Annotated in this window: 19 protein-coding genes and 1 tRNA gene; 13 read left to right on the forward strand and 7 right to left on the reverse strand. The window is 66.6% G+C overall.

Features of this window, described 5'->3' with window-relative positions:
- Nucleotides 1-27 precede the first annotated feature (27 nt).
- Both ESP70_RS18470 and ESP70_RS18475 read left to right on the forward strand, forming a co-directional pair.
- On the forward strand, nt 28-2,433 hold the full coding sequence (locus ESP70_RS18470; RefSeq protein ID WP_149690748.1) for a sodium-translocating pyrophosphatase: 2,406 nt from the start codon (nt 28-30) through the stop codon (nt 2,431-2,433).
- Nucleotides 2,434-2,509: 76 nt separating this feature from the next.
- The gene (locus ESP70_RS18475; protein WP_149690749.1) at nt 2,510-3,976 is read left to right on the forward strand and encodes a N5-glutamine methyltransferase family protein; all 1,467 of its coding nucleotides are present in this window, start codon (nt 2,510-2,512) and stop codon (nt 3,974-3,976) included.
- A 21-nt stretch (nt 3,977-3,997) separates the two neighbouring features.
- Here the strand turns inward: ESP70_RS18475 and ESP70_RS18480 are convergent, their stop codons facing one another.
- Nucleotides 3,998-4,495 (reverse strand): GNAT family N-acetyltransferase, encoded by a 498-nt coding sequence (locus ESP70_RS18480; protein ID WP_149690750.1) that lies wholly within the window; start codon nt 4,493-4,495, stop codon nt 3,998-4,000.
- 23 nt (nt 4,496-4,518) lie between these two features.
- Here ESP70_RS18480 and ESP70_RS18485 point away from each other — a divergent pair, with 23 nt between their 5' ends.
- The gene (locus ESP70_RS18485) at nt 4,519-5,091 is read left to right on the forward strand and encodes a helix-turn-helix domain-containing protein (RefSeq protein WP_149690751.1); all 573 of its coding nucleotides are present in this window, start codon (nt 4,519-4,521) and stop codon (nt 5,089-5,091) included.
- Here ESP70_RS18485 and ESP70_RS18490 read toward each other — a convergent pair.
- The gene (locus tag ESP70_RS18490; protein ID WP_149690752.1) at nt 5,052-6,284 is read right to left on the reverse strand and encodes an MFS transporter; all 1,233 of its coding nucleotides are present in this window, start codon (nt 6,282-6,284) and stop codon (nt 5,052-5,054) included. The two genes, ESP70_RS18485 and ESP70_RS18490, sit on opposite strands and share 40 nt — an antisense overlap.
- A gap of 127 nt (nt 6,285-6,411) precedes the next feature.
- Between ESP70_RS18490 and topA the strand changes: the two genes are divergently transcribed.
- The 7 genes from topA to ESP70_RS18525 all read left to right on the forward strand — a co-directional run bounded on the left by topA (nt 6,412) and on the right by ESP70_RS18525 (nt 14,987).
- Nucleotides 6,412-9,093 (forward strand): type I DNA topoisomerase, encoded by a 2,682-nt coding sequence (topA, locus tag ESP70_RS18495; RefSeq protein WP_149690753.1) that lies wholly within the window; start codon nt 6,412-6,414, stop codon nt 9,091-9,093.
- Between the two features lie 90 nt (nt 9,094-9,183).
- Nucleotides 9,184-10,353 carry a low temperature requirement protein A gene (locus ESP70_RS18500; RefSeq protein WP_149690754.1) on the forward strand — a complete coding sequence of 390 codons (1,170 nt, stop codon included), beginning with the start codon at nt 9,184-9,186 and terminating at the stop codon, nt 10,351-10,353.
- A gap of 9 nt (nt 10,354-10,362) precedes the next feature.
- Nucleotides 10,363-10,764: an MmcQ/YjbR family DNA-binding protein gene (locus ESP70_RS18505; protein WP_149690755.1), complete on the forward strand. Its 402-nt coding sequence runs from the start codon at nt 10,363-10,365 to the stop codon at nt 10,762-10,764.
- A gap of 37 nt (nt 10,765-10,801) precedes the next feature.
- Nucleotides 10,802-11,659, forward strand: coding sequence for a methyltransferase domain-containing protein (locus tag ESP70_RS18510; protein ID WP_149690756.1), 858 nt, complete (start codon nt 10,802-10,804; stop codon nt 11,657-11,659).
- Between the two features lie 9 nt (nt 11,660-11,668).
- Nucleotides 11,669-12,310 carry a dTMP kinase gene (gene tmk, locus ESP70_RS18515; protein ID WP_149690757.1) on the forward strand — a complete coding sequence of 214 codons (642 nt, stop codon included), beginning with the start codon at nt 11,669-11,671 and terminating at the stop codon, nt 12,308-12,310.
- The gene (locus tag ESP70_RS18520) at nt 12,307-13,449 is read left to right on the forward strand and encodes a DNA polymerase III subunit delta' (protein WP_149690758.1); all 1,143 of its coding nucleotides are present in this window, start codon (nt 12,307-12,309) and stop codon (nt 13,447-13,449) included. The genes tmk and ESP70_RS18520 overlap by 4 nt, the downstream gene beginning before the upstream one ends.
- Nucleotides 13,446-14,987 carry an alpha/beta hydrolase gene (locus tag ESP70_RS18525; RefSeq protein ID WP_223148771.1) on the forward strand — a complete coding sequence of 514 codons (1,542 nt, stop codon included), beginning with the start codon at nt 13,446-13,448 and terminating at the stop codon, nt 14,985-14,987. The genes ESP70_RS18520 and ESP70_RS18525 overlap by 4 nt, the downstream gene beginning before the upstream one ends.
- 4 nt (nt 14,988-14,991) lie before the next feature.
- On the opposite strand, the gene ESP70_RS18530 is transcribed toward ESP70_RS18525, so the two are convergent.
- Together ESP70_RS18530 and ESP70_RS18535 are read right to left on the reverse strand one after the other, a co-directional pair.
- A complete protein-coding gene (locus ESP70_RS18530) occupies nt 14,992-15,510 on the reverse strand; it encodes a DUF937 domain-containing protein (protein WP_149690759.1) in 519 nt (172 codons plus the stop codon).
- 111 nt (nt 15,511-15,621) lie between these two features.
- Nucleotides 15,622-15,909: a chorismate mutase gene (locus ESP70_RS18535; protein WP_149690760.1), complete on the reverse strand. Its 288-nt coding sequence runs from the start codon at nt 15,907-15,909 to the stop codon at nt 15,622-15,624.
- A gap of 96 nt (nt 15,910-16,005) precedes the next feature.
- On the opposite strand from ESP70_RS18535, the gene ESP70_RS18540 reads away from it, so the two are divergent.
- A tRNA-Thr gene (locus ESP70_RS18540) sits at nt 16,006-16,078 on the forward strand.
- A 7-nt stretch (nt 16,079-16,085) separates the two neighbouring features.
- Here the strand turns inward: ESP70_RS18540 and ESP70_RS18545 are convergent.
- Both ESP70_RS18545 and ESP70_RS18550 read right to left on the reverse strand, forming a co-directional pair.
- Nucleotides 16,086-17,162, reverse strand: a complete 1,077-nt coding sequence (locus ESP70_RS18545; protein ID WP_149690761.1) for a tyrosine-type recombinase/integrase — start codon at nt 17,160-17,162, stop codon at nt 16,086-16,088.
- Nucleotides 17,162-17,341, reverse strand: coding sequence for a helix-turn-helix transcriptional regulator (locus ESP70_RS18550; RefSeq protein WP_056210020.1), 180 nt, complete (start codon nt 17,339-17,341; stop codon nt 17,162-17,164). Before ESP70_RS18550 ends, ESP70_RS18545 begins: the two co-directional genes overlap by 1 nt.
- Nucleotides 17,342-17,969: 628 nt before the next feature.
- On the opposite strand from ESP70_RS18550, the gene ESP70_RS18555 reads away from it, so the two are divergent.
- Nucleotides 17,970-19,346 carry an exonuclease domain-containing protein gene (locus ESP70_RS18555; RefSeq protein WP_223148772.1) on the forward strand — a complete coding sequence of 459 codons (1,377 nt, stop codon included), beginning with the start codon at nt 17,970-17,972 and terminating at the stop codon, nt 19,344-19,346.
- Here the strand turns inward: ESP70_RS18555 and ESP70_RS20520 are convergent.
- Nucleotides 19,343-19,729, reverse strand: coding sequence for a hypothetical protein (locus ESP70_RS20520; RefSeq protein ID WP_246162083.1), 387 nt, complete (start codon nt 19,727-19,729; stop codon nt 19,343-19,345). The two genes, ESP70_RS18555 and ESP70_RS20520, sit on opposite strands and share 4 nt — an antisense overlap.
- Nucleotides 19,730-19,765: 36 nt before the next feature.
- Here ESP70_RS20520 and ESP70_RS18565 point away from each other — a divergent pair, with 36 nt between their 5' ends.
- The gene (locus tag ESP70_RS18565; RefSeq protein WP_149690762.1) at nt 19,766-21,877 is read left to right on the forward strand and encodes an AAA family ATPase; all 2,112 of its coding nucleotides are present in this window, start codon (nt 19,766-19,768) and stop codon (nt 21,875-21,877) included.
- Nucleotides 21,878-22,770 lie beyond the last annotated feature (893 nt).

A 22,770-nucleotide genomic window follows, 5' to 3' on the forward strand; every position in this document is an offset into this window, starting at 1 on the left:
GTCCTGCCTTACATCTGGAGGAATTTCATGGCGAACGCGACACTCGTTGCGGCAGCCAGTGACCTCGATCTCTCCAACGACAACACGATCATCGTGTCGGTCGTTGCGGCTATCGGCGTCATTGCGCTGATCATGGCGGCGGTTTTCCGCGCCGAAGTACTCAACGCCTCAGAAGGCACCGAGAAGATGCAGGAGATCGGACAGGCGGTCCAGGAGGGTGCCTCGGCATACCTCGGCCGCATGTTCAAGACCCTCGCGGTCTTCGCGGTCCTGGCCTTCGGGCTGCTGTTCCTGCTGCCCGGCGATGCCGAGATCAGGATCGGCCGTTCGCTGTTCTTCCTGATCGGTGCCGGCTTCTCCGCGCTGATCGGCTACCTCGGCATGTGGCTCGCGACGCGCGCCAACATCCGCGTCGCTGCGGCCGCGCAGAACGAGGGGCGCGAGAAGGCCATGCGCATCGCGTTCCGCACGGGCGGCACGGTCGGCATGCTGACGGTGGGCCTCGGCCTCGTCGGCGCGTCGAGTGTCGTCCTGATCTACCAGGGCGACGCCCCCGACGTCCTCGAGGGCTTCGGCTTCGGCGCAGCCCTTCTCGCGATGTTCATGCGAGTCGGCGGTGGCATCTTCACCAAGGCCGCTGACGTCGGCGCCGACCTCGTCGGCAAGGTCGAGCAGAACATTCCCGAGGACGACCCGCGCAACGCCGCGACGATCGCGGACAACGTCGGCGACAACGTCGGCGACTGCGCCGGCATGGCCGCCGACCTCTTCGAGTCGTACGCCGTGACGCTCGTCGCCGCGCTGATCCTCGGCTCGGTCGCGTTCGGTCAGGAAGGCCTCGTCTTCCCGCTCATCATTCCCGCCATCGGCGCCGTCACCGCGATCCTCGGTGTCTACATCACCCGGGCGCGCGTCGGCGAGAACGGACTCGCGGCGATCAACCGCTCGTTCTACATCTCGGCGGTCATCTCGGCGGTCGCGTCCGTCGCGGTGTCGTACATCTACCTGCCGAAGACGTTCGGCGAGCTGCACATCCCCAAGGCGACCGGTCTGGCCGGCCAGCTGTTCGGCAACCCGCTCGCCGGATACGACGGCTGGGGCCCGCGCACGATCGCCTGGGTCGCAGTCCTCATCGGTATCGTGCTCGCGGCTTTGATCCTGGCCCTCACGGGCTACTTCACCGGCACGGAGACGCGTCCGGTCAAGGACGTCGGCAAGACCTCGCTGACCGGTGCGGCCACGGTCATCCTGTCCGGACTCTCGGTCGGCTTCGAGTCGGCGGTCTACACCGCGCTGGTCATCGGTGCGGCCGTCTTCGGTGCGTTCCTGCTGGGCAGTGGATCGATCATCGTGTCGCTGTTCGCGGTCTCGCTCGCCGGTTGTGGTCTGCTCACGACCGTCGGTGTCATCGTCGCGATGGACACGTTCGGCCCGGTCAGCGACAACGCTCAGGGCATCGCCGAGATGTCGGGTGACGTCGACGAGGAAGGCGCCAAGATCCTCACGGAGCTCGACGCCGTCGGCAACACCACGAAGGCCATCACCAAGGGCATCGCGATCGCCACGGCCGTCCTGGCCGCGACCGCGCTGTTCGGTGCCTTCACCGACAACATCAGGGACCAGCTCGTCGTGGTCCTCAACGACATCTCGGGCAACGCCGGCAAGGGGGAGTTCCTCCAGAACCTGTCGCTCAGTGATTCGCAGGTCCTGCAGGGCGTGCTCAACGTCGCCAACCCGCAGAACCTCGTCGGTCTGCTCATCGGCTCCGCTGTCGTGTTCCTGTTCTCCGGTCTGGCGATCAACGCCGTCGGTCGGGCGGCCGGCGCTGTGGTCTACGAGGTGCGCCGCCAGTTCAAGGAGATCCCGGGCATCATGGAGGGCACCGGTCGTCCCGAGTACGGCAAGGTCGTCGACATCTGCACGCGCGACTCGTTGCGCGAGCTCGCGACGCCGGGCATCCTCGCGATCTTCGCCCCGATCGCCGTCGGCTTCGGCCTCGGCGTCGGTCCGCTCGGCGCCTACCTCGCCGGCGCGATCGCGACCGGCACGCTGATGGCGGTGTTCCTCGCCAACTCCGGTGGCGCGTGGGACAACGCGAAGAAGCTCGTCGAGGACGGCAACCACGGTGGCAAGGGATCGCCGGCCCACGAGGCGACGATCATCGGCGACACCGTCGGTGACCCGTTCAAGGACACCGCCGGACCGGCGATCAACCCGCTCCTCAAGGTCATGAACCTCGTGGCGCTGCTGATCGTGCCGTTGGTCATCAAGTACACCTACGGCAACGACGCGAACGAGTGGGTCCGCTACTCGATCGCCGGCGCCGCTGCGGTGATCATCGCGCTCGCGGTCTACATCTCGAAGCGTCGCCCGATCGCGCTCGAGGCAGGCATCGTCGACGAGCCCGAGCCGGAGAACGTTCCGGTCGTCTAGTCGCACCACCTCGAACGGCGCAGACCTCCGGGTCTGCGCCGTTCGTGCGTCCCGGGGCGTCTGACAGGCTGGGCGGATGATCGAAGGCGCGTACGTCCAGGACCTCCGCCGGGCACTGACCCGGGCCGACTTCACGGTCGACGCGGTGTTCGCGCTGCTGGGTGAGGACGCCCATCGGGCGCTCGGCCGCAACCAGACGGTGCCGGCCAGGCGGGCCACTGCCGGCCGCGGTGACCTCGCCACGCTGGTGCGGCTCTTTGCCCTGCAGGTCGCCGTCGACCGCGAACGCGCCGACGCCGCGCTGCCAGGACTCGTCGATCCCCTTCTCGCCGCGGGGATGCTCCAGGCTTCCGGTGGTGAGGTGCGCGCCCTGGTCGACGTGCGCCCGTACGGCGACGAGGCCCACGACTGGTGGGTCGTGTGCGACCCGACCCCGGGCCTCGACGTCCGCCAGGCGCCGATGAGCCCTGAGTACGTCCTCGGCATCAGCGAGGCGTCGTCGTCGTTGGCGCAGCTGACGATCCGTGAACCCGTCGGCCGGGCCCTCGACCTGGGCACGGGGTGTGGCGTGCAGGCGCTGCACCTGGCGCAGCACGCCCGCGAGGTCGTGGCCACCGACGTCAACCCGCGGGCGCTGGCGATGGCCCGCCTCACGGCCGAGCTCAACGAGGTCGACATGGACGTCCGCGACGGCAGCCTCTTCGACCCGGTCGCGGGCGAGACCTTCGATCTCATCGCGACGAACCCGCCGTTCGTCATCTCGCCGCCCGGCAGCGAGGTCCTGGTCTACCGCGACTCGGGCATGCCCGGCGACAACGTCGTGCGCCACCTCGTCGAGAACGCCGCGGCGCACCTCTACGACGGCGGCTGGTGCCAGATCCTCGCCAACTGGGCGCACCGCAAGGGCACTGTGTGGCAGGACGGTCTCGAGGAGTGGTTCGCCGGACAGCCGCTCGACGCCTGGGTCGTGCAGCGCGAGCTCGTCGACCCCTCGGAGTACGTCGAGATGTGGCTCGCGGATGCCGGCCTCGCGTCGACCCCTGACTACGTGAGCCGCTACGACGCGTGGCTCGACTGGTTCGCCGAGGTCGGCATCGAGGCGGTCGGCTTCGGCTGGCTGAGCATGCGCAAGACCCCCGAGACGCCGGTCCGCCGCCTCGAGGAGTGGACCGGCGAGGTCGCTCCGCCGGTGGGTCCGGCCGTGGCGGCGTGGGGACGGCGCACCGAGCTGCTGCGCGGGCTCGACGACGAGGCGCTGCTCGGGCACGCGTTCCGGCACGCCCCCGACCTGGTCGAGGAGACGCGAGGACCGGCCGGCGCGGAGCATCCGGAGTCGATCGTGCTGCGCCTCCAGCAGGGCGTACGCCGCGCGCGCCAGGTCGACACCGTCGAGGCCGGGCTGGTCAGCGCCAGCGAGGGTGACCTGTCCGCCGGGCAGATCCTCGACGCCCTTGCGTCGCTGCTCGACCGGGACGCCGCCGACCTCAGGCGTACGTATGCCGGCTCAGTGCGCGACCTCGTCGCCGAGGGCTTCCTGACCTGAACCCGTTTGCGAGGGACACGCTCAGCGGGACTGGAGCGAGAGCTGGAGATAGGTCAGGTCGAGCCAGCGACCGAACTTGAAGCCGACCTCGGGCAGCAGCGCGACCCGGCGGAAGCCGAACCGCTCGTGCAGGGCGATCGACCCGGCGTTGGTGGCCTCGATGCCGGCGACGATCGAGTGCACGTCGCCGGCCCGGGCCCGGTCGATCAGCTCCGGCATCAGCGCGTTGGCGATGCCACGACGGCGGTGGTCCGGGTGGACGTAGACCGAGTTCTCGACGGTGAACCGGTAGCCGGTCTTGGGCCGCCACGGCCCGTACGTCGCGAAGCCGGCGACCCCGCCGTCGCGCTCGGCGACCAGGACCGGCAGCCCCGCTGCACGTCGTCCGTCGAACCAGGCGCGCCGGTCGTCGAGGCCGACCTCCGTCTCGTCCCAGATCGCCGTGGTCGTGCGGATCGCGTCGTTGTGGATCTCGAGGATCGCCGGGAGGTCGTCGTGCACGGCGTCGCGGATGATCATCGAGTCTCCCTTATAGTGGCGATATGTCCATCATAGTAGACGACATCAGCGCGCGGATCGGCAAGCGGGTCGCCCTCGAGCGGGAGCTGAGGGGCTGGTCGCTCAGCGAGCTGGCGGAGCGCTCCGGGGTGTCGCGCGCCATGATCCACAAGGTTGAACGCGGTGAGAGCAGCCCGACCGCGACGCTGCTCGGCAAGCTCTCGGGCGCGTTCGGCCTCACGGTGTCGACCCTGATCGCCCGGGGCGAGCCTCGGGGCACGAGGGTCCTGGCGCGCGACGACCAGGAGCTGTGGGTCGACCCGGACACCGGCTATCGCCGCCGGCAGGTCATCACGACGCCTGCCGGCGACATCACCGAGATCGTCATGCCGCCCGGCAAGGAGGTCGCGGTGCCGGCCGAGTCGTACGACTTCGGGATGCACGTCGTGTGGGTCGTCGAGGGTGTCCTGACGTTCGTCGTGGGCGACACGACCCACGAGCTCGCGGCCGGGGACCGGTTGCGGATGGGTGATCCCGCCCCGGTCGTCTATCGCAACGCCTCACCGCACGACGTGCGTTATGTGGTGACGGTGTTCTCGTCGTCGACCGACACGTAGTTGACCGGCCGGAACGCCGGGATCAGCTGACCGCCCCAGCAGGCGAGCGCGATGACCGTGGCGACCAGGCCGCCCACCACGAATCCGCCCCACGCGCCGACCTCGTCGATCGCCGCGCCGATGACCGGCGAGCTCGCGGCACCGCCGATCGTGAACGCCGTGCCCTGCCAGCCCATCGCCTCGCCGCGTCGCTCCTCGGGCACGAGCTTGGCGATCCACTCCGCCGCGGCGGTCATGGTCGGCGCGCACAGGAACCCGGTCGGGATGACCCACAGCGACAACGACCAGACCTGTTCGCCGAGCCCGACAGGGATCGTCGTGAGGCCGAGCGCGAGCAGCAGATAGGTCGGCCGGATCGAGCGGTTGAGCGACCCGTAGATCAGCCCGCCCAACAGGGAGGACAGGCCCCACAGGCCGTACGTGAAGCCGATCGCGCCGACCTTGTCGAGCTCGCGCAGCTCGGCGATGATGCCGAGGTCGGTGCCGACCAGGGTCGCCATCGTGCCGCCGGAGATGAGGAAGAGGAACACGACCGGCACCGACAGGATCGACGCCTTGCCGGTCGACTCGGCCGGAGCCGCGGCATCGACCGGTGACGCGGACCGGGTCGGTGGGTTGAGCCGCAGGAAGATCAGCCCGGCGATGACCTCGCACGCGCCGACCGCATAGAGCGCCGCATCGCCGCCGGCCTGCGTCACGAGCAGCACCCCGGCCGCAGGGCCGATGATGAAGCTCGCCTCGGAGATGACCGAGTCGGCGGAGAACGCCGTGCGCCGCTGACGCTCCTCGACCATGACGCTCAGCGAGAGCCGCACGATCGAGAAGACGGGGATGAGGAACAGTCCCATCAGCAGCGAGATCGGGATCAGCCAGACGTACGACGCGAACGTCGCCAAGGGATAGAGCAGGCCGACCGCGACGATCGAGGGCAGGATCGCGCGACGCATGCCGAGCCGGTCGATCAGGCGGCCCCGCCATGGCGACCCGATCGCCGCGCCGAGGGTCGTGGCGGCTGCGACGACGCCCGCCTGTGCGTAGGTGCCGTCGAGATCGTCGACGACGTAGAGCGTGAAGACCAGCGGTGCCGCCATCATGGGGATGCGGGCGAAGAACGCCGCGATGAACAGCGTGCGGACGGACTTGTCCGCCCACAGCTGCGCATATCCGGAGAAGGCCACAGGGAAGTATTTCACCGACGTCGGACACCTCAGGACCGACTGTCACCGATCGACGCGCCACAGCCGCTCACAGATGCGGATGCATGAAGTCTTGACGACACACGCTACGGTGTGCTGCGTCTGACCAATCAGGAGTTCACCAGTGACCAGTCTCGTCATCGTCGAGTCGCCCAACAAGGTCCGCAGCATCGCGGGCTACCTCGGCGACGGCTATGTCGTGGACTCCTCGGTCGGCCACATCCGCGACCTGCCGCGTGGCGCCGACGAGGTGCCGGCCGCGTTCAAGGGCGAGACCTGGGCCCGCCTCGGCGTCAACATCGACAGCGAGTTCGAGCCGATCTACGTCGTCTCGGCCGACAAGAAGTCGCAGATGACCAAGCTCAAGAAGCTCCTCAAGGATGCCGACGAGCTCGTCCTGGCGACGGATGAGGACCGCGAGGGCGAGGCCATCGCGTGGCACCTGCTCGACGAGCTCAAGCCCAAGGTCCCGGTCAAGCGCATCGTCTTCAACGAGATCACCCGCGACGCGATCCAGTTCGCCATCGCCAACCCGCGCGACGTCGACATGGACCTCGTCGACGCCCAGGAGACCCGCCGCATCCTCGACCGCCTCTACGGCTACGAGGTCAGCCCGGTGCTCTGGAAGAAGGTCATGAGCGGGCTGTCGGCCGGACGCGTGCAGTCCGTCGCGACGCGGCTCGTGGTGGAGCGGGAGCGTGAGCGCATGGCGTTCCACGTCGCGTCCTACTGGGACCTCGAGGCGACGTTCGACGCCGGCGAGGGCTTCGACCCGCGCCAGTTCCCCGCCAAGCTGTTCAGCGTCGACGGCAAGCGCATCGCGTCGGGCAACAACTTCGACAACGCCGGGCAGCTGACGTCCGACAAGGTCGCGCACCTCGACGAGCAGCAGGCCGGCGCGCTGGCCGAGGCACTCAACGACCGCCCGTTCACGGTGCGCTCCGTGGAGTCCAAGCCCTACACGCGCCGCCCCTACGCGCCGTTCCGCACCACGACGATGCAGCAGGAGGCGTCCCGCAAGTTCGGGTTCGGCGCCGCCCGCACGATGCAGGTCGCCCAGCGGCTCTACGAGGGTGGGCACATCACCTATATGCGTACCGACTCGACGACGCTGTCGCAGACCGCGCTCAACGCGGCCCGCGCCCAGGTCACCGAGCTCTACGGTGCCGCCTACCTGCCCGCCTCGCCGCGCGTCTACGCCAGCAAGGTCAAGAACGCGCAGGAGGCCCACGAGGCGATCCGCCCCGCCGGTGAACGTTTCAAGACCCCGCAGCAGACCGGGCTCGGCGGCGACGAGCTCCGCCTCTACGAGCTGATCTGGAAGCGCACGATCGCCTCGCAGATGAACGACGCCAAGGGCGACTCGGTGTCGATCCGCATCGGCGCGAACGCCACCAGCGGTGAGGACGTCGTGTTCGGCGCGTCGGGCCGCACGATCACGTTCTACGGATTCCTCAAGGCCTACGTCGAGTCGCACGACGACACCGACGCCGAGGGTGACGACCAGCAGACCAAGCTGCCCAACCTGTCCGAGGGGCAGACCGTCACGGCCGCCGAGCTCGGCAAGGCCGGGCACGAGACCAAGCCGCCGTCGCGCTACACCGAGGCCAGCCTCATCAGCGAGCTCGAGACCCGCGAGATCGGCCGCCCCTCGACCTACGCGTCGATCGTCGGCACGATCCAGAACCGCGGCTACGTCTACAAGAAGGGCACCGCCCTGGTCCCGGCGTGGATCGCGTTCTCGGTCATCCGCCTCCTGGAGCAGCACTTCCCGCGGCTCATCGACTACAACTTCACCGCCGAGCTCGAGGACGTCCTCGACGAGGTGGCCAACGGGCGCGAGGACCGGCTCAACGTCCTCACGGGCTTCTGGACGGGCACCGGCGAGGGCGACACGGGGCTCAAGCGCCTCGTCGAGAACCTCCCCGACATCGACGCGCGCGGCCTCGCGACGTTCCCGCTCGGCGAGGACATCGACCTGCGCGTCGGTCGTTACGGCCCGTACGTCGAAGGTCCGCCGTTCACCGAGGACGCCGAGGGCAAGCGCGTGCCGACCCGCGCCAACGTGCCGGACGACCTGCCGCCCGACGAGCTCACGCTCGACCGTGCCAAGGAGCTCCTCGCGAGCCCCTCCGGCGTCGAGAAGGAGCTCGGGCCGCACCCCGAGACCGGGCTCATGATCACCGCCAAGAGTGGCCGATTCGGTCCCTACGTGACCGAAGCACTCCCGGAGGGCGCCAAGAAGGCCGACCGGGGTCGCACCGCGAGCCTGTTCGCGAGCATGGACCTCGACACCATCACGCTCGAGCAGGCCGTCGAGCTGCTCAAGCTCCCGCGCGTCGTCTACGTCGAGGAGGACGGCACCGAGGTCACGGCCCAGAACGGACGCTACGGTCCCTACCTCAAGAAGGGCACCGACTCCCGCTCGCTCGAGCGCGAGGACCAGCTCCTCACGATCACCGAGGACGAGGTCCGCGCGATCTACGCGCAGCCCAAGACGTACGGGCGACGCGCTGCGGCGGCTCCGCTCAAGGAGCTCGGCAACGACCCGGTCAGCGGCTCGCCGGTCGTGGCCAAGGACGGCCGCTTCGGCATGTATGTCACCGACGGCGAGTACAACGCCACGCTGCGCAAGGACGACTCGCTCGAGACGTTGACCCCGGAGCGCGCCTTCGAGCTGCTCGCTGAGCGTCGCGCCAAGGGCCCGGCCAAGAAGGGCGGCAAGAAGACCGCCAAGAAGGCAGCGAAGAAGACCGCCAAGAAGGCGACCAAGAAGGCGCCTGCCAAGAAGTCCCCCACGCGCTGAGCGCGTGGGAGTGTCCCCATGTGCGGTGACGTTGGGTGGCGGTTCGCCACCTTTCGCCCGACGAAGGCCTGACCTGCCACAATCGGGGCCATGTTGCGCCCCATCGTCAGGCCGTTGTCACCGCGGGACCCGCACGAGGAGCACCGCACGGCCTCGCCGCTCGAGCTGTTCACGGACCTTTGCTACGTCGTAGCGGTCGCGCAGGCTGCGCTGTCGCTGCACCACGAGATCACGCACGATCATGCGGCGCACGGCCTCGTGTGGTTCGGGGTCTCGTTCTTCGCGATCTTCTGGGCCTGGCTCAACTTCGTGTGGATCAACTCGGCGTACGACTCCGACGACGTCATCAACCGGTTGCTGACGCTGCTGCAGATCCTCGGCTCGCTGGTCCTCGCAGCCGGCGTGCCGAGGATGTTCGAGGAGGACCTGACCCTCGGCATCGTCGGCTACGTCATCATGCGCGTCGGCCTCGTCCTCATGTGGCTGCGCGCTGCGGCCGGCGACCCGGACCGGCGGCAGACGGCCATGCGATACGCGCGGGGACTCGTCGCCGTGCAGACCGGCTGGGTCATCGCCCTGCTGGTCACCGGCGGCCACATCCCGATCTGGCTGTTCGTCATCGGCATCACGCTCGACTTCGGCGTGCCGTTCTTCGCCGAGCGGGCGGGTCAGACGCCCTGGCACCCGCACCACATCGCGGAGCGCTACGGGTTGTTCTTCATCATCGTGCTGGGCGAGACGATCCTGTCGGTGACGATCGGCCTGCAGGTCGCGTTCGACAAGGCCGATCCGCCGGCTGAGCTCTGGTACGTCGTGGCCGGAGGGGTGCTCGCCACGTTCTGCGGCTGGTGGCTCTACTTCGCGCGGGAGAACGCCGACGTCCTCAGCGACAACTCGGTCGGGTTCGTGTGGGGCCTCGGCCACTACGTGATCTTCGGCGCCGCGGCCGCGCTCGGTGCCGGTCTTGCTGCGCGGATCGACCACTACACACATCATTCCGAGGCCTCGGACCTCGTGAGCAGCGCCTTCGTCACCGGACCGGGAGCGGCGTTCTTCGCTGCACTGTGGCTCGTCACGATCCGCCTGCACGACCCGTCCATCCGGACGGCCGGTCCGTTCGCGGCTGCGATCGTCGCGATGATCGCCGTCACCTTCGTTCCGTACTCCGAGCTGTGGGCCGGTCTGATCGGCGTGGCCCTCCTGGTCACCGAGATCTGGTTGACGACGGACCGCGACGAGAGTGTCGGCGCCGAGTCCTAGGTTGTCGGTATGCCTGACGTGTCGCTCGACGTCGTCGAACGCCTCCGTGCGATCTGCCTCGCGCTGCCCGATACGTACGAGGAGACCGCGTGGACCGGCCTGCGCTGGTGCGTGCGCCGCAAGACGTTCGCCCACGCGCTGGTGATCGATGACGGCCGGCCCGAGGCCTACGCGCGCTTCATCGCCGACGAGGGGCCGGTGACGGTCGTGACGTTCCGTGCGCCGGGTGACGAGCTCGAGGCTCTCCGCCAGGCCGGGCCGCCGTTCTTCGTCGCGCGCTGGGGCCGAGACGTCGTCGGCCTCGAGCTGCGGGACGACACCGACTGGGACGAGCTCGCCGAGATGCTGACCGACAGCTTCTGCGTCATGGCACCGCAGAAGCTCGTCGACCGCGTCGTGCCTCCCGGATAGCCCGGCTGTGAGGTCGCTGTCCCGTTACGGTGGACCGATGGTCGACGTTCGCCGGGTGGCTCAGCTCGTACGCGATCCCAGGGAGGGTGTGCGCGTCGTCGCCAGACGTCTCCGCGCCACGCCGTGCCTTGTGTGCGGCTCACGGCGCCAACGCACCCAGGTCGTCGACCGCAAGAAGCGGTCCTACGAGATCCGGATCTGCCAGCGCTGCCACTACGTGTCCAACTTCACCAACACCGTCGACTACACGGCGTTCGAGTCCGTCGAGAGCTTCCGGCTCTCGCCGCGCGTCGGGACCGCGGAGCACCAGGGGCGCGAGTTCCACATGGCGGCGATGGGCGCCGACATCCTGCGACGCCAGGGCCTCAAGGTCATGGTGTTCGGCGCCGGCCGCAGCCTCGACTACCAGCACATCGCCCAGCTGCCCGCCGTCGACAAGGTCGTCATGAGTGATGTCGTCGACCTCGGGGTCGACGCCGACTTCATCAACATCACCGAGGGCACGTCGCAGCGGTTCGACCTGATCATCGCGTGCGAGGTGGTCGAGCACTTCACGGATCCACGTGCCGAGTTCCCGAGGCTGTTCCGGCTGCTCACCCGCAACGGCCTGCTGGTCTGCTCGACCAACATCTACGACGGCCGCAACGTCGCCAACCACCGCTACCTCTACTCCCGCGGCCACACCTCCTACTACAGCCCCAAGGCGATCGGCGTGATCGCCCGCAGGAGCCGCATGCGCTACGACTTCCGGCTGCCGGCGATCGCCACGGGGTCGGCCGGTCCCCGCAAGCGCTACGTCCTGTTCACCAAGTCGCGTGGCATCCTGCGCCGCATCGTCGACTACTTCGGCGACCATGCCTACGCGCCCTCGGAGGACGTCGGGCCCACTGAGTAGGCTCGCCCCATGGATCCGCTCTTCACCGAAACCGGGGTGTTCCTCGCCTTGGAGGGTGGAGAGGGTGCCGGCAAGTCGACGCAGGCCTTCATGCTCGTCGAGTGGCTCGAGAGCCTCGGCCACGGCGTCCTGCTGACGCGCGAGCCGGGGGCCACCGAGGTCGGCAAGATCCTGCGCCACATCGTCCTCGACAACGACACCGGTGAGCTGTCGCCGCGCACCGAGGTCCTGCTCTACGCCGCCGACAAGGCCGAGCACGTCGATCAGATCGTCCTGCCCGCGCTCGCCGAGGGCACGATCGTGCTGACCGACCGCTACGTCGACTCGCTGCTGGCTTATCAGGGTGCCGGCCGCCACCTCGACTCCGCCGAGGTCGAGCACCTCGCGCGCTGGGCCACGTCGTCGCTGCGGCCGCACCTCACGATCGTGCTCGACATCGACCCGGCGATCGGCCACCTGCGGTTCGAGGGCGCCGACCGCATCGAGTCCGAGCCGCTCGAGTTCCACCAACGCGTACGTCAGCACTTCCTCGACCTGGCTGCTGCCGATCCGCAGCACTATCTCGTGGTCGGCGGTGACGGCACCCCCGCCGAGATCCACGCCGAGATCCGCGCGGCCGTCGAGCCGTGGCTGGGCCAGGCATCCGCATGACCGTGTGGTCGGACCTGGTCGGGCAGGAGCCGGTCGTCGCGACCCTGCAGGCGGCGGTCGCATCGGCCGGCGGTGACGGCCGGTCCATGACCCACGCGTGGCTCTTCACGGGACCGCCCGGCTCGGGCCGCTCCAACGCGGCTCGCGCGTTCGCGGCGGGGCTCCAGTGTGAGCTCGGCGGATGCGGTGAGTGCCACTCGTGCACGACCGCGCGGGCCGGCAGCCATCCCGACATCACCCTCATCTCGACCGACGGTCTCTCGATCGGCGTCAAGGACATCCGCCAGTACGTACGCTCGTCCGCCCTGCGGCCGGCACTTGGCCGCTGGCAGATCCTCATCATCGAGGACGCCGACCGGCTCACCGACGAGGCCGCCAACGCGCTGCTCAAGGCCATCGAGGAGCCGTCCCGCCAGACCGTATGGATGCTGTGCGCGCCAGCGGTCGACGACGTGTCGGTCACCATCCGCTCGCGCGCCCGCAGCGTCCTGCTGAGGACCCCGTCGACCGAGGCCATCACCGGGCTCCTCGTCACTCGTGACGGGGTCGAGCCGGAGCTGGCTCACGCCGTGGCCGCTGCATCGCAGGGGCACATCGGCCGTGCCCGCGGGCTGGCACGCGACGCCGGCGCACGTGAACGTCGCCGGGCGATCCTGTCGATCCCGGTGTCGCTGCACGACCTCGGCGACTGCCTCCGGGCCGCGCACCAGGTCAACGAGGAGGCGACGGCACGGGCCAAGGACTACTGCGATCCTGCGGACGAGCGTGAGCTCGACGACCTCCGGACGACGTGGGGGGTCGAGGAGCGCGGCCGCCGGCCACCGGGCTACGCCGGCGCGCTCTCGACGTTGCAGAAGGACCAGGACCGGCGCCGCAAGCGCATGGCCCGTGACTCTATCGACGGGGTCCTGCTCGACCTGCTGTCGTTCTGCCGCGACGTGCTGACGGTGCAGTGCGCGACCGGCGTCGACCTCGTCAACGCCGACGTGGCCGACGACGTCAACGAGCTGGCCCGGGTGTGGACGCCCGAGTCGACGATCCACACGATCGATGCCATCGTCGAGTGTCGCGCCGCCTTGACGGCCAACGCCGCACCTCTGCTCGCACTCGAACGCATGATGATGGGACTTCGCCGGTGACTCGCTCCAGGACATTCCTCGTGGTCACGGTCGTGGCCGCCATCGCACTGATCGCCGGCATCGCGCTCGTGGCGGTCGCCCTCACGCGCGACGACGGCGACGACTGGACCGCGCCCGAGCCGACCTCGACGTCAGCGGCACCGAGCGGCCTCCAGAAGTTCTACACCCAGAAGGTCTCGTGGTCCGACTGCGGCGACTCGACGCGATGCGCCTGGATCAAGGTGCCGATCGACTACGACAAGCCCGACGGTGCGACGACCCGCTTGCGCGCCGCTGTCCACCCGGCCACCGGCGGCAAGGCCACGCGCAGCATCCTGGTCAACCCCGGAGGTCCCGGCGGGTCAGCGGTCGACTTCGCCAAGACCATGGCGTCGAGCTTCGGCGACGACGTCCGCAAGATGTACGACATCGTCGGCGTCGACCCCCGCGGCGTCGCCGAGAGCTCGCCGCTGAAGTGCCTGTCCGACAAGGCCTTCGACGCGTTCACCGAGACCGATCCCGACCCCGACGACGCCGCCGAGATCACCGCACTGCGCCAGAGCATCACCGACCTCGGCGAGGCCTGCGAGAAGAACTCCGGCGAGCTCGCGGCGCACGTGTCGACCGTCGAGGTCGCCAAGGACATGGACGTCGTACGGGCACTGCTCGGCCGGCCCAAGCTCGACTGGTTCGGCGCGTCCTACGGCACCGAGCTCGGCGCGGTCTACGCCCAGCTGTTCCCGACCAAGGTCGGCCGCATGGTGCTCGACGGCGCCGTCGATCCCGCCCTGGGCCCCATCGACTCGAGCCTGGGCCAGACGACGGGCTTCCAGCGCGCCCTCGACGCGTACGCCAAGGACTGCGTCAAGCAGTCGGACTGCCCGCTCGGGTCCGACGCCCAGGCGGGTCTGACCAAGATCGCCGACCTCATGAAGCAGCTCGATGCCAAGCCCATGACGGCGCTGCCCGGCCGCGCCCTGACCGAGGGCAACGCGTTCTACGGCGTCGCCGTCACGCTCTACGACAAGAGCACGTGGACCTACCTCACGCAGGCGCTCAATGCCGCGTTCAAGGGTGATGGCAGCATCCTGCTGCGGCTCTCCGACGTCTACTTCGAGCGCAACCAGGACGGCTCCTACGGCGGCAACATCGGCCAGGTCATCTATGCCGTCAACTGCCTCGACGCACCCGACCGGCTGACCGTGCAGGAGACCGAGGCGGCACTCCCGCGGTTCGAGAAGGTCTCCCCGGTCTTCGGCCGGGCCCTCGGCTGGGGTGCGCTCGGCTGCGCCGACTGGCCGATCAAGGTGACCAACCCGCTGCCCAAGATCGAGGCCAAGGGTGCGCCGCCGATCCTCGTGCTCGGCACGACTCGCGACCCGGCAACGCCCTACGAATGGGCCAAGTCGCTGGCGTCGCAGCTGTCGTCCGGCGTGCTGATCACCCGCGAGGGCGACGGCCACACGGCCTACACGTCCGGCAACGAGTGCATCACCGGCGCGGTCGACAGGTTCTTTACCAAGGGCACCGTGCCCAAGGCCGGGTTGACCTGCAAGTAGCCGCCTATCGGGCGCCGAAGATCGAGCCCAGGATCGAGCCGAGGTCCGGCGACTGCGCCTTGGCCTCCGTGCTCGCGTTCTGAACTTCCTTCTGGACGTCGGCGGGGTCGGCCTTGCCGCCGCTCGTCAGGCGCTTGGCGAGGTAGGCCATGACGATCGGAGCGACGATCTTGAGGATCTTCTCGACGTCCACACCCGAGGCGCCGGCCTTGCTGCCGATGGCCTCCGAGACGTTCGGCGCAGCGCCGCCGAGCACCTTCTCGATGATCCCGCTGCCCAGCGCACCGTTGATCAGGGCGCCCATGTCGCCGAGGGGGTTGGCGTCGGCGTGCTGACCCAGCGCGTTGGCGAGTGAGGCCGCACCTTCGCCGCTCTGGACGTTCTTCTCCATGCCGCCGAGCAGCGCCGGGAGGCTGTCGCGGATGATGCTCTGGAGCTTGTCGGGTTCGACACCCACCTGCTGGGCGATGTCGTTGAGCGTGCCGGAGTCGATGTCGGCGAGGATGTCGTCTGCGAGGGCCATCCCCGCACCCTAGACCCGCCGTTCTGCTGGGCGCTAGGGCTGCCGGACGGCTTCGTGGTGGTGGCAAGCCACCACCAGCACGAGTTCCAGGGTCTTTGGCGACGCTCTCGCTCAGCCCCGGACGGCTTCGTGGTGGTGGATGACCTCGTCGATGATGAAGTTGAGGAACTTCTCCGCGAATGCCGGGTCCAGATCGGCCTCGATCGCCAGGGCCCGCAAGCGGGTGATCTGCCGCGCCTCACGCTCGGGATCGGCGGGCGGCAAGTCGTGCTCGGCCTTGAGCTTGCCGACGCGCTTGGTGTACTTGAAGCGCTCCGCCAGGACATGGATCAGCGCCGCATCGATGTTGTCGATGCTGGCCCGGATCTCCTCGAGCTCGGCCTGCGTGGTGTCGGTCACGAATGCGATTCTACGGGGGAGAGGCCGATGTGATGTCGCGGCGATCACCCGGTAGTATCAGTGATCGGTTCGGCGGGCGATCCCCGGCGAACCTCGGCCGCTTTAGCTCAGTCGGTAGAGCGTTTCACTCGTAATGAAAAGGTCGTCAGTTCGATTCTGACAAGCGGCTCAACGAATTATTGATCTTCCCCCGCAGGCCGCGCGCCCCCCGCGCGCCCCCACTGGTTCAACCGGCTCAATCCGGTCTCGTCGGCGCTCGTCCCGAGGTAGTGAAGATATCTCTGGGTCGTTTTGAGATCCGCGTGTCCCATCCAGGCTTGGACGGTCGTGGGGGATACCCCGGCCTCGAGCCACAGGCATGCGGCGGTGTGCCGCAGGTCGTGGAGTCGCCGGCCTCGCCCGGTCTCTGCCCAGTGGGTCGAGTTTTTGAAGGCGGTGGCGTAGAGCCGCGCACCATTCTCGGTCGTGACCAACAGATCGTTCGGTCCCTTGCCTGCGGTCATCGACTTCACGAGTGGCAGGACGGCGTCGACGAGGGGTACGTGGCGGGTGCGCCCGGACTTGGGCCGCTTGGTGCCGATGCCTTCTGGCTGGGCACGTCGAATCACCAATCGTGGCACCGGCACTTCCACGAAGTCGGCCACCCGCACCTCGCGCAGTTCCGACCACCGCAGCCCAGTCCACCCGGCGAGCCAGACCGCATCGGCCAAGGCTGGGTTGAGGACGGCGATCTCGTCGCGAACGGCCCCCAGTTCTTGCCGCGAGAACGGCATCATCTCTGCAGCCGGCGTCAGCTGCGCTGGCACTCGGGTCCGCGACACCGGGTTGACCGTGATCATCCGTTCATGGATGCAGGACGCGAAGAACGCCATCAGCGTCGCTCGGTATCGCTTCACCGTGGACTCGGCATAGCGCCGCGACCAGTCGTTGATGCACCGCTGGACCTCGCGGTCGGTCACCCGGTTGACGTGAAGGTTGGCCACCCCGGGCGGGAGAGCCTTGAGAACTGATCGATCCGCCTTCGTCGTCTTGATCGCGACGGTGCCCTCGCGATCCACCAGCCACGTTGCGAACGCCTTCCTCACCAAGACCTTGCCGGCCCGCGGATCGACACCACCGGCCAGTGACGCGCGTTCACGCGACAGCCAAGCTTCGGCCTCCCGCTTGGTGTCGAAGGTCCGGCCGGCGACGTACTCGCGCCCAGACTTGAGCTCTGCACGCCACCGGCCAGATCGGTCCTGTCGGATTCCCATCAGGACGCTCGTGATTCGACGTAGGCGAGCAAGTCGTCCTCGCGATAGCGCGGCGCGTGGTCGGTGACCCATACGCATCTCGGTCCCGTCCCGTTCTGCCGCATCCGGCACAACGTCGACGTCGCAACGCCGAGGATCTTCGACACCTCGGTGGGCGACAGCAGCTTGAGTTCTGTCATGGCGATCGTTCCTTCCTCCCACCGTCGGTGAGTCGTACGACGTGCTCGACCCTCCAGTCTCGAGCGCCCGTGGTGGGAACGAACTTGCTCGATCACGATCTGTGGAGAACCCGGTGCATGCCTGCGCCCTGTGGAATGGCGCTAAACCCCAAGGCCACGTCTCATGGGTTCAGTGGCCAGAGAACGTCCAACTTTCGGGGGAACGTTCAGGGGGAACGTTGAGGGGGAACGTTGAGGGGGAACGTCCGAAGGGAACATTCCCCTGGCTCGTCGCGCCGTTTGATTGATTAGACTCAAACAAGGTCGATGCCCCACGGTTGGAGATCCAGCTGTCGTTGCGAATTAGATGACCCTGGATGTCAAAGCCCCAGCAATCGCGGCCGAGTGACGCAGATTCGTTTGCCCGCGAGTTTTCGGCCGATTTGAGGTCAGACGGGTTCGAGCAATCGGCAATATCGACAGCCTTTGACGACTAGCGTCATTCCCACGCCAGCACAGACCGGGCGCTGAGAACTGAGGCCGAGACGTGCTTGGATTTGCGACCGTTGATCATCGGCCCGGTAGCGACACGGCTGCAGTGTGGCTCACCCATCGCGCCTCCTCAACGTTGGCGAGTCATGGAAACTCTGTGCGGATCGATCTCGTAGGCGACCCCGATGCATTGAGGAAGATCGACTCGCTTACCCGCGATCGATTCGTGCTTCTGACCGACGATTCGACCACCGACGGCCTTCCCCTCAGCACCCGCCCGCTCACCGTCCAAAGCCTGGACCACTTGATTTTCGAGACGCAGGAATTGCAGTCGCGACTTGGTATGGATGTCGCCCCGGTCGCCGCCCGTTCCGAACTCGCGGAGGACGTCCCTACCCAGCGGGCCCTCGAAACCGCGAACTATTTGGCGCGGGTCTGGTCTGACTGGCTCCGCACCGACAACGAACGCCGCAAGCGTTCAGCCAAGCACTACCGCGCGTCTGAGGATTTGCCGCCAGAGTTTCTTGCGCACTTCACCCCCGAGCCCCTAGCGGCATCAGTGCTTGAGCCTCTAGCGGCATCAGTGCTCGACTTCACGGCGATCGACTTCGAGACCGCGAACTCGTATCGAGGTTCGCCCTGCTCAGTCGGACTCGTGAAGGTACGGAACGGCGCGATCGTCGATGAGCGACATTGGTTGATCCGTCCACCCGAGGGAGCTGACTGGTTCGATGCTTTCAACATCGGTATCCACGGGATCACCCCATCGATGGTGGCCGACGCTCCAAGGTGGAGCGTCGTTCTGCCCCAGATCATGGCGTTCGTCGACGGAGATGTGGTGGTCGCGCACAACGCCGGATTCGACATCGGCGTTATTCGCTACGCATGCGCGGTCGACAACATCGAATGGCCTGCGATCGACTTCCTTTGCACGCTCGTCCTCGCTCGACGTGCGTTCTCACTGCCGTCCTACCGACTGCCCTTCGTGACTGAGGCGTGTGGCGTCGTCCTCGAACGACACCACGATGCATTGGCCGACGCCCGCGCAGTCGTGGACGTCATCCGCGGTATGGCTCTTCTCGGCGGCACCTCAGATCTTCGTGAATTGGCAGCTCGTCACCTCGTCAGAATCGGTCGGATGGAATCGGGAATCTACGCAGGCTCCGTCAGCACCGCGAGCGGGTCAGGTTCTCTCGTTGCGGCGGACGCAAACCCGCATGCCGATCCCGCTGGCTACCTATACGGACGAGTCGTTGTATTTACCGGCGCACTGATGTCGATGAACCGGCAGGCGGCATGGGACCAGGTCGTTCGATCTGGTGGCGCCCCGGAACTGAACACCACAAAGCGAACGAACATCCTGGTGCTGGGCGACTTCAACCCGGCCAACCTTCGCCCTGGCGCGACGTACTCGGGCAAGGCCCGCAAAGCGTTTGACCTGCAAGACAAGGGTCAAGACATCGAGCTGATGACCGAGGCCGATTTCGTTCGAGTGCTCGATGGTGGCGACTTCCACGTGCCAGACATGAACTAGTCACTGGCGAGTCGCCGGCACCGCGTCGCGGCGGTATGACACCGGTGAAAGACCTTCAAGATCACGTGGACCGCAGCAATGCGCTGACGTCCGCAAGTCGATCGGCCCTCGGCCCGTTGTGCACGTGTCGGACGAGACTGGCCGGCTGTGCTGAGTGAAGATGAGCCGCAGGCGCCGGGAGGCTCAGAGGCGTGGGCCGTGGGGTTCTGACACCATGGCGAGAAAACACCGAATACACATTGGTGAACTCGCCAGGTCAGGTCGCCGGCTGCTGTGCGGCGGACGACTTCGAGTCCCAGTGGATGTTCGCGCAGGGCGATGGATCGTCTGTGGCCAAGATTGCGGTTCTTAAGCGATCTGGCCAAGATCCTCGTTGGTTGCATAACTCATCGAGAGTCTCGTGAGATGCTGCCGTCAATATGACCGAAGCAGCGCAGAACGATTACGCCATAACCATCTCGGACTGCAATAGCATCGCCGAAGCGCGGATCACGCTCCGGCGTGAAGCGCTCAACATCAAGTACGGTCCCAACGGCATAGGAAAGAGCACTATCGCCCGCGCGCTCGTACTCAACGCAGATGGCGACGACGCCCTCCGAGATCTGCTTCCCTTCAAGTACCGAGAGGGCAACAGCGGCGAGCGCCCACTGGTCTTGGGTGCCGATGGAATTAAGAGCGTCCTCGTCTTTGACGAGAATTATGTGTCCCAGTTCGTGTTTCAACCCGACGAGGTGGTCAAGAACAGCTTCGAGATCTTCGTCAACACGCCCGAGTATCAGGCGGGGATCGAGCAGCTCGAGGCAATCTTCGAGGATCTGCGGACACTCTTCGTGGAGAATAAGGCCCTCGATGACGTTATCGCTAGCTTCACCGAGCTGCGCAACGCATTCACGATCACCCGGTCCGGAGGGCTTGCGAAAACAAGCAAGGGATTCAAGGCGCTGGGCATGGGTGGGAAGCTCGCCACGATCCCCGAGCCCCTTCTAGGGTTCAAAAAGTTCTTGCAGGGGCAGGATCCTGCCGGGTGGCTCTCGTGGCAATCAAAGGGTAAAAGCTTCCTTGAGCAATCTGACAACTGTCCCTTTTGCTCGATCTCCAACGTAGACAAGAAGACCGCAATCCACGTGTCCGCGGAGTATGAATCCGCCGCGGTCAAAAACATGAGCGCACTCCGCGTCGTCATCGACAAGCTTGCCAGGTTCTTCGTTCCCGAGCGCCTTGATCAACTGCGGAAGATCACGACGAGCCTCGAGGAGCTGTCGCCGGAGCAGGAACAGTTCCTCGCAAACTTGCGAGGACAGGTCGAGACTCTCCTAGCGAAGTTCACCTCACTGAAGGGGATTTCGTTCGCTTCCCTTCGCGACGAGCCCGACGTGGATCAAGCGCTTCTGGGTCTGATGATCGAACTCGACCTTCTCGACGCCCTCAATTCCGTGGACACCCAAGACATCGTGCGGAGCTTCAATGACGAGCTTGATCACCTCGCTGAACAGATCAACGACATCAAGCGGGGCGTCGGTACTCAGAAGGCACAAGTCGCGAAGTCCATCGCGCGGAATCAAGACGAGATCAACGAGTATCTCCGGTCTGCTGGCTACAAATACGCAGTTCGGATTGAGGCGGACGGCAACTCCTACCGCATGATCCTCGAACACCAAGATGCCCCGGGCCACCTAGAAGCTGCCGGCAGCCATCTCAGCTTCGGAGAACGCAACGCCTTCGCGCTCGTTCTGTTCATGCATCAGGTCCGCCGCGACTCCCCGGACCTCGTCGTCCTCGACGATCCCGTCTCGAGCTTCGACAAGACAAAAAAGTTCGCCATTCTGCACAAACTTTTCCATGGCAGTCAGAGCCTTCGAGGCTTCACTACGCTGCTTCTCACCCACGACATCGAACCCGCCATCGACATCGTCCGAACGGCAACATCGGGGCAATTCCAAGCAGCCCTCCCCGCCGTCCACTTCCTCCGAAGCCGGGACGGGCATGTGGAGGAGAAGCTCATCAAGCCCGCGGACATCATGACGTTCTCCCAGGTCTGTAACGAGAACATCGCCTCATCCGCCGACGACGTGATCAAGTGCATATATCTCCGTCGACGCTACGAGGTGCACGGAGACCGTGGGGCGGAATACGACGTGCTCTCAAGCCTTCTCCATCTCCGTAGCGCGCCTAGCTCGAAAGGGGAGGTAGGACAACTCATCCAACTCGGCGAGCAAGAGTGCAGGGAGGCGAACGCCGCAATTCAGAAGGTCATCCCCGGCTTTGATTACAACGCGCTCGTCGCGCAACTACGGAACAAGGAGGTTCTGAGGGCAAAGTTTGACGAGACGAGCGTGGGCTACGAGAAGGTCCAGATCTTCCGCATCGCGTTGGCGCTAAACGACTTTGCTCCTGGAGGGGATGTCGCATTCAAGAAGTTTGTAAACGAGTCCTACCACATCGAGAACGAGTACGTGATGCAGCTGAACCCGCGAGAGTTTGACACGGTCCCCGAGCACGTGGTCCAGGAGTGCGCAGCCCTCCTCGAGTAGCGAGTCGACACGGTCATTCCGACCCGACACCGCGTGCGCTCGAAATCGACCGGCCAGGGTCGCTCTGGCCGTCGGTTACCCGCTGCTCACCGAATCGCTCCTCACAGCGAAGGACTGGCGTATCGGTGGCGCGCGTTGATGAACTGAACTTCGCTGTCGTGCTCGTCCCCCTAGTCCAACCTTCAACGGTCACGGCGGTCTTTTGAGGCAGGACCGAGAAGCGCCGCGACCCACAACACCCGTCCGGCAACGGCCCCGGGATAAGGACCCGATCCGGTGCATCTATCTGGGCGGACTGCTCCGAATCAGACGCCGCTCGGCGGTCTACTGACGTCGGTCGAACGGCGTGTACAGGGCGTCCATGAGTCCGTTGCGTATCGCGTTGTAAGTCGAATCCCACTTGGGATCTGATTGCAGGACCCTTTCGCGACCGAGCCGCGCCAACTCGTACACCACACGACGGCATCCCGCAGGTGACGCCAGCGTCCGGTCGACGCAGGTGCTGAGAGGATGCTCTTGCGTCTCGACTCGGTCGACAACCTCGACGGCGATCGCACCTCGAGCGGCTGCCCGGCGTTCTTCGTACGCGGCTCTCCGACATGCTTGCGAGCACCAGATCGGTGGTCGTCCGGTCAGCTGCCGCTGCACCTCTTTGCCACATCGAGGGCATGTTCCCCCTGCGACGTTTCGGGTATTGTCCTCGCGCGATTCGCGCTGATTGTCTGCACTCATGCCCCCTAAGGCCTTTCGTACGGACGCAAGGGGACACCGAGAATGGGCCTCTATGTAAAGGGGAGTGCTCGAACTATGGTGCTGGGTGGTGGGTGCGGCTTGATCGCTTCAGCGAAGAGCAGGGTTGAGGCTGGGAGCCTTGTCACGCAGCTTGCCTCTGG

The sequence above is a fragment of the Aeromicrobium ginsengisoli genome, assembly GCF_004134905.2.
GTDB lineage: Bacteria > Actinomycetota > Actinomycetes > Propionibacteriales > Nocardioidaceae > Aeromicrobium > Aeromicrobium ginsengisoli.

What these genes read in the sequence shown, in the direction of transcription:
- ESP70_RS18550 (WP_056210020.1), bottom strand. Translation starts at nt 17,341, where the DNA reads ATGACAGAACTCAAGCTGCTGTCGCCCACCGAGGTGTCGAAGATCCTC.
- ESP70_RS18500 (WP_149690754.1), top strand. Translation starts at nt 9,184, where the DNA reads ATGTTGCGCCCCATCGTCAGGCCGTTGTCACCGCGGGACCCGCACGAG.
- ESP70_RS20520 (WP_246162083.1), bottom strand. Translation starts at nt 19,729, where the DNA reads ATGCAACCAACGAGGATCTTGGCCAGATCGCTTAAGAACCGCAATCTT.
- ESP70_RS18480 (WP_149690750.1), bottom strand. Translation starts at nt 4,495, where the DNA reads ATGATCATCCGCGACGCCGTGCACGACGACCTCCCGGCGATCCTCGAG.
- ESP70_RS18510 (WP_149690756.1), top strand. Translation starts at nt 10,802, where the DNA reads ATGGTCGACGTTCGCCGGGTGGCTCAGCTCGTACGCGATCCCAGGGAG.
- tmk (WP_149690757.1), top strand. Translation starts at nt 11,669, where the DNA reads ATGGATCCGCTCTTCACCGAAACCGGGGTGTTCCTCGCCTTGGAGGGT.
- ESP70_RS18505 (WP_149690755.1), top strand. Translation starts at nt 10,363, where the DNA reads ATGCCTGACGTGTCGCTCGACGTCGTCGAACGCCTCCGTGCGATCTGC.
- ESP70_RS18545 (WP_149690761.1), bottom strand. Translation starts at nt 17,162, where the DNA reads ATGGGAATCCGACAGGACCGATCTGGCCGGTGGCGTGCAGAGCTCAAG.
- ESP70_RS18485 (WP_149690751.1), top strand. Translation starts at nt 4,519, where the DNA reads ATGTCCATCATAGTAGACGACATCAGCGCGCGGATCGGCAAGCGGGTC.
- ESP70_RS18565 (WP_149690762.1), top strand. Translation starts at nt 19,766, where the DNA reads ATGACCGAAGCAGCGCAGAACGATTACGCCATAACCATCTCGGACTGC.
- ESP70_RS18475 (WP_149690749.1), top strand. Translation starts at nt 2,510, where the DNA reads ATGATCGAAGGCGCGTACGTCCAGGACCTCCGCCGGGCACTGACCCGG.
- ESP70_RS18470 (WP_149690748.1), top strand. Translation starts at nt 28, where the DNA reads ATGGCGAACGCGACACTCGTTGCGGCAGCCAGTGACCTCGATCTCTCC.
- ESP70_RS18520 (WP_149690758.1), top strand. Translation starts at nt 12,307, where the DNA reads ATGACCGTGTGGTCGGACCTGGTCGGGCAGGAGCCGGTCGTCGCGACC.
- ESP70_RS18530 (WP_149690759.1), bottom strand. Translation starts at nt 15,510, where the DNA reads ATGGCCCTCGCAGACGACATCCTCGCCGACATCGACTCCGGCACGCTC.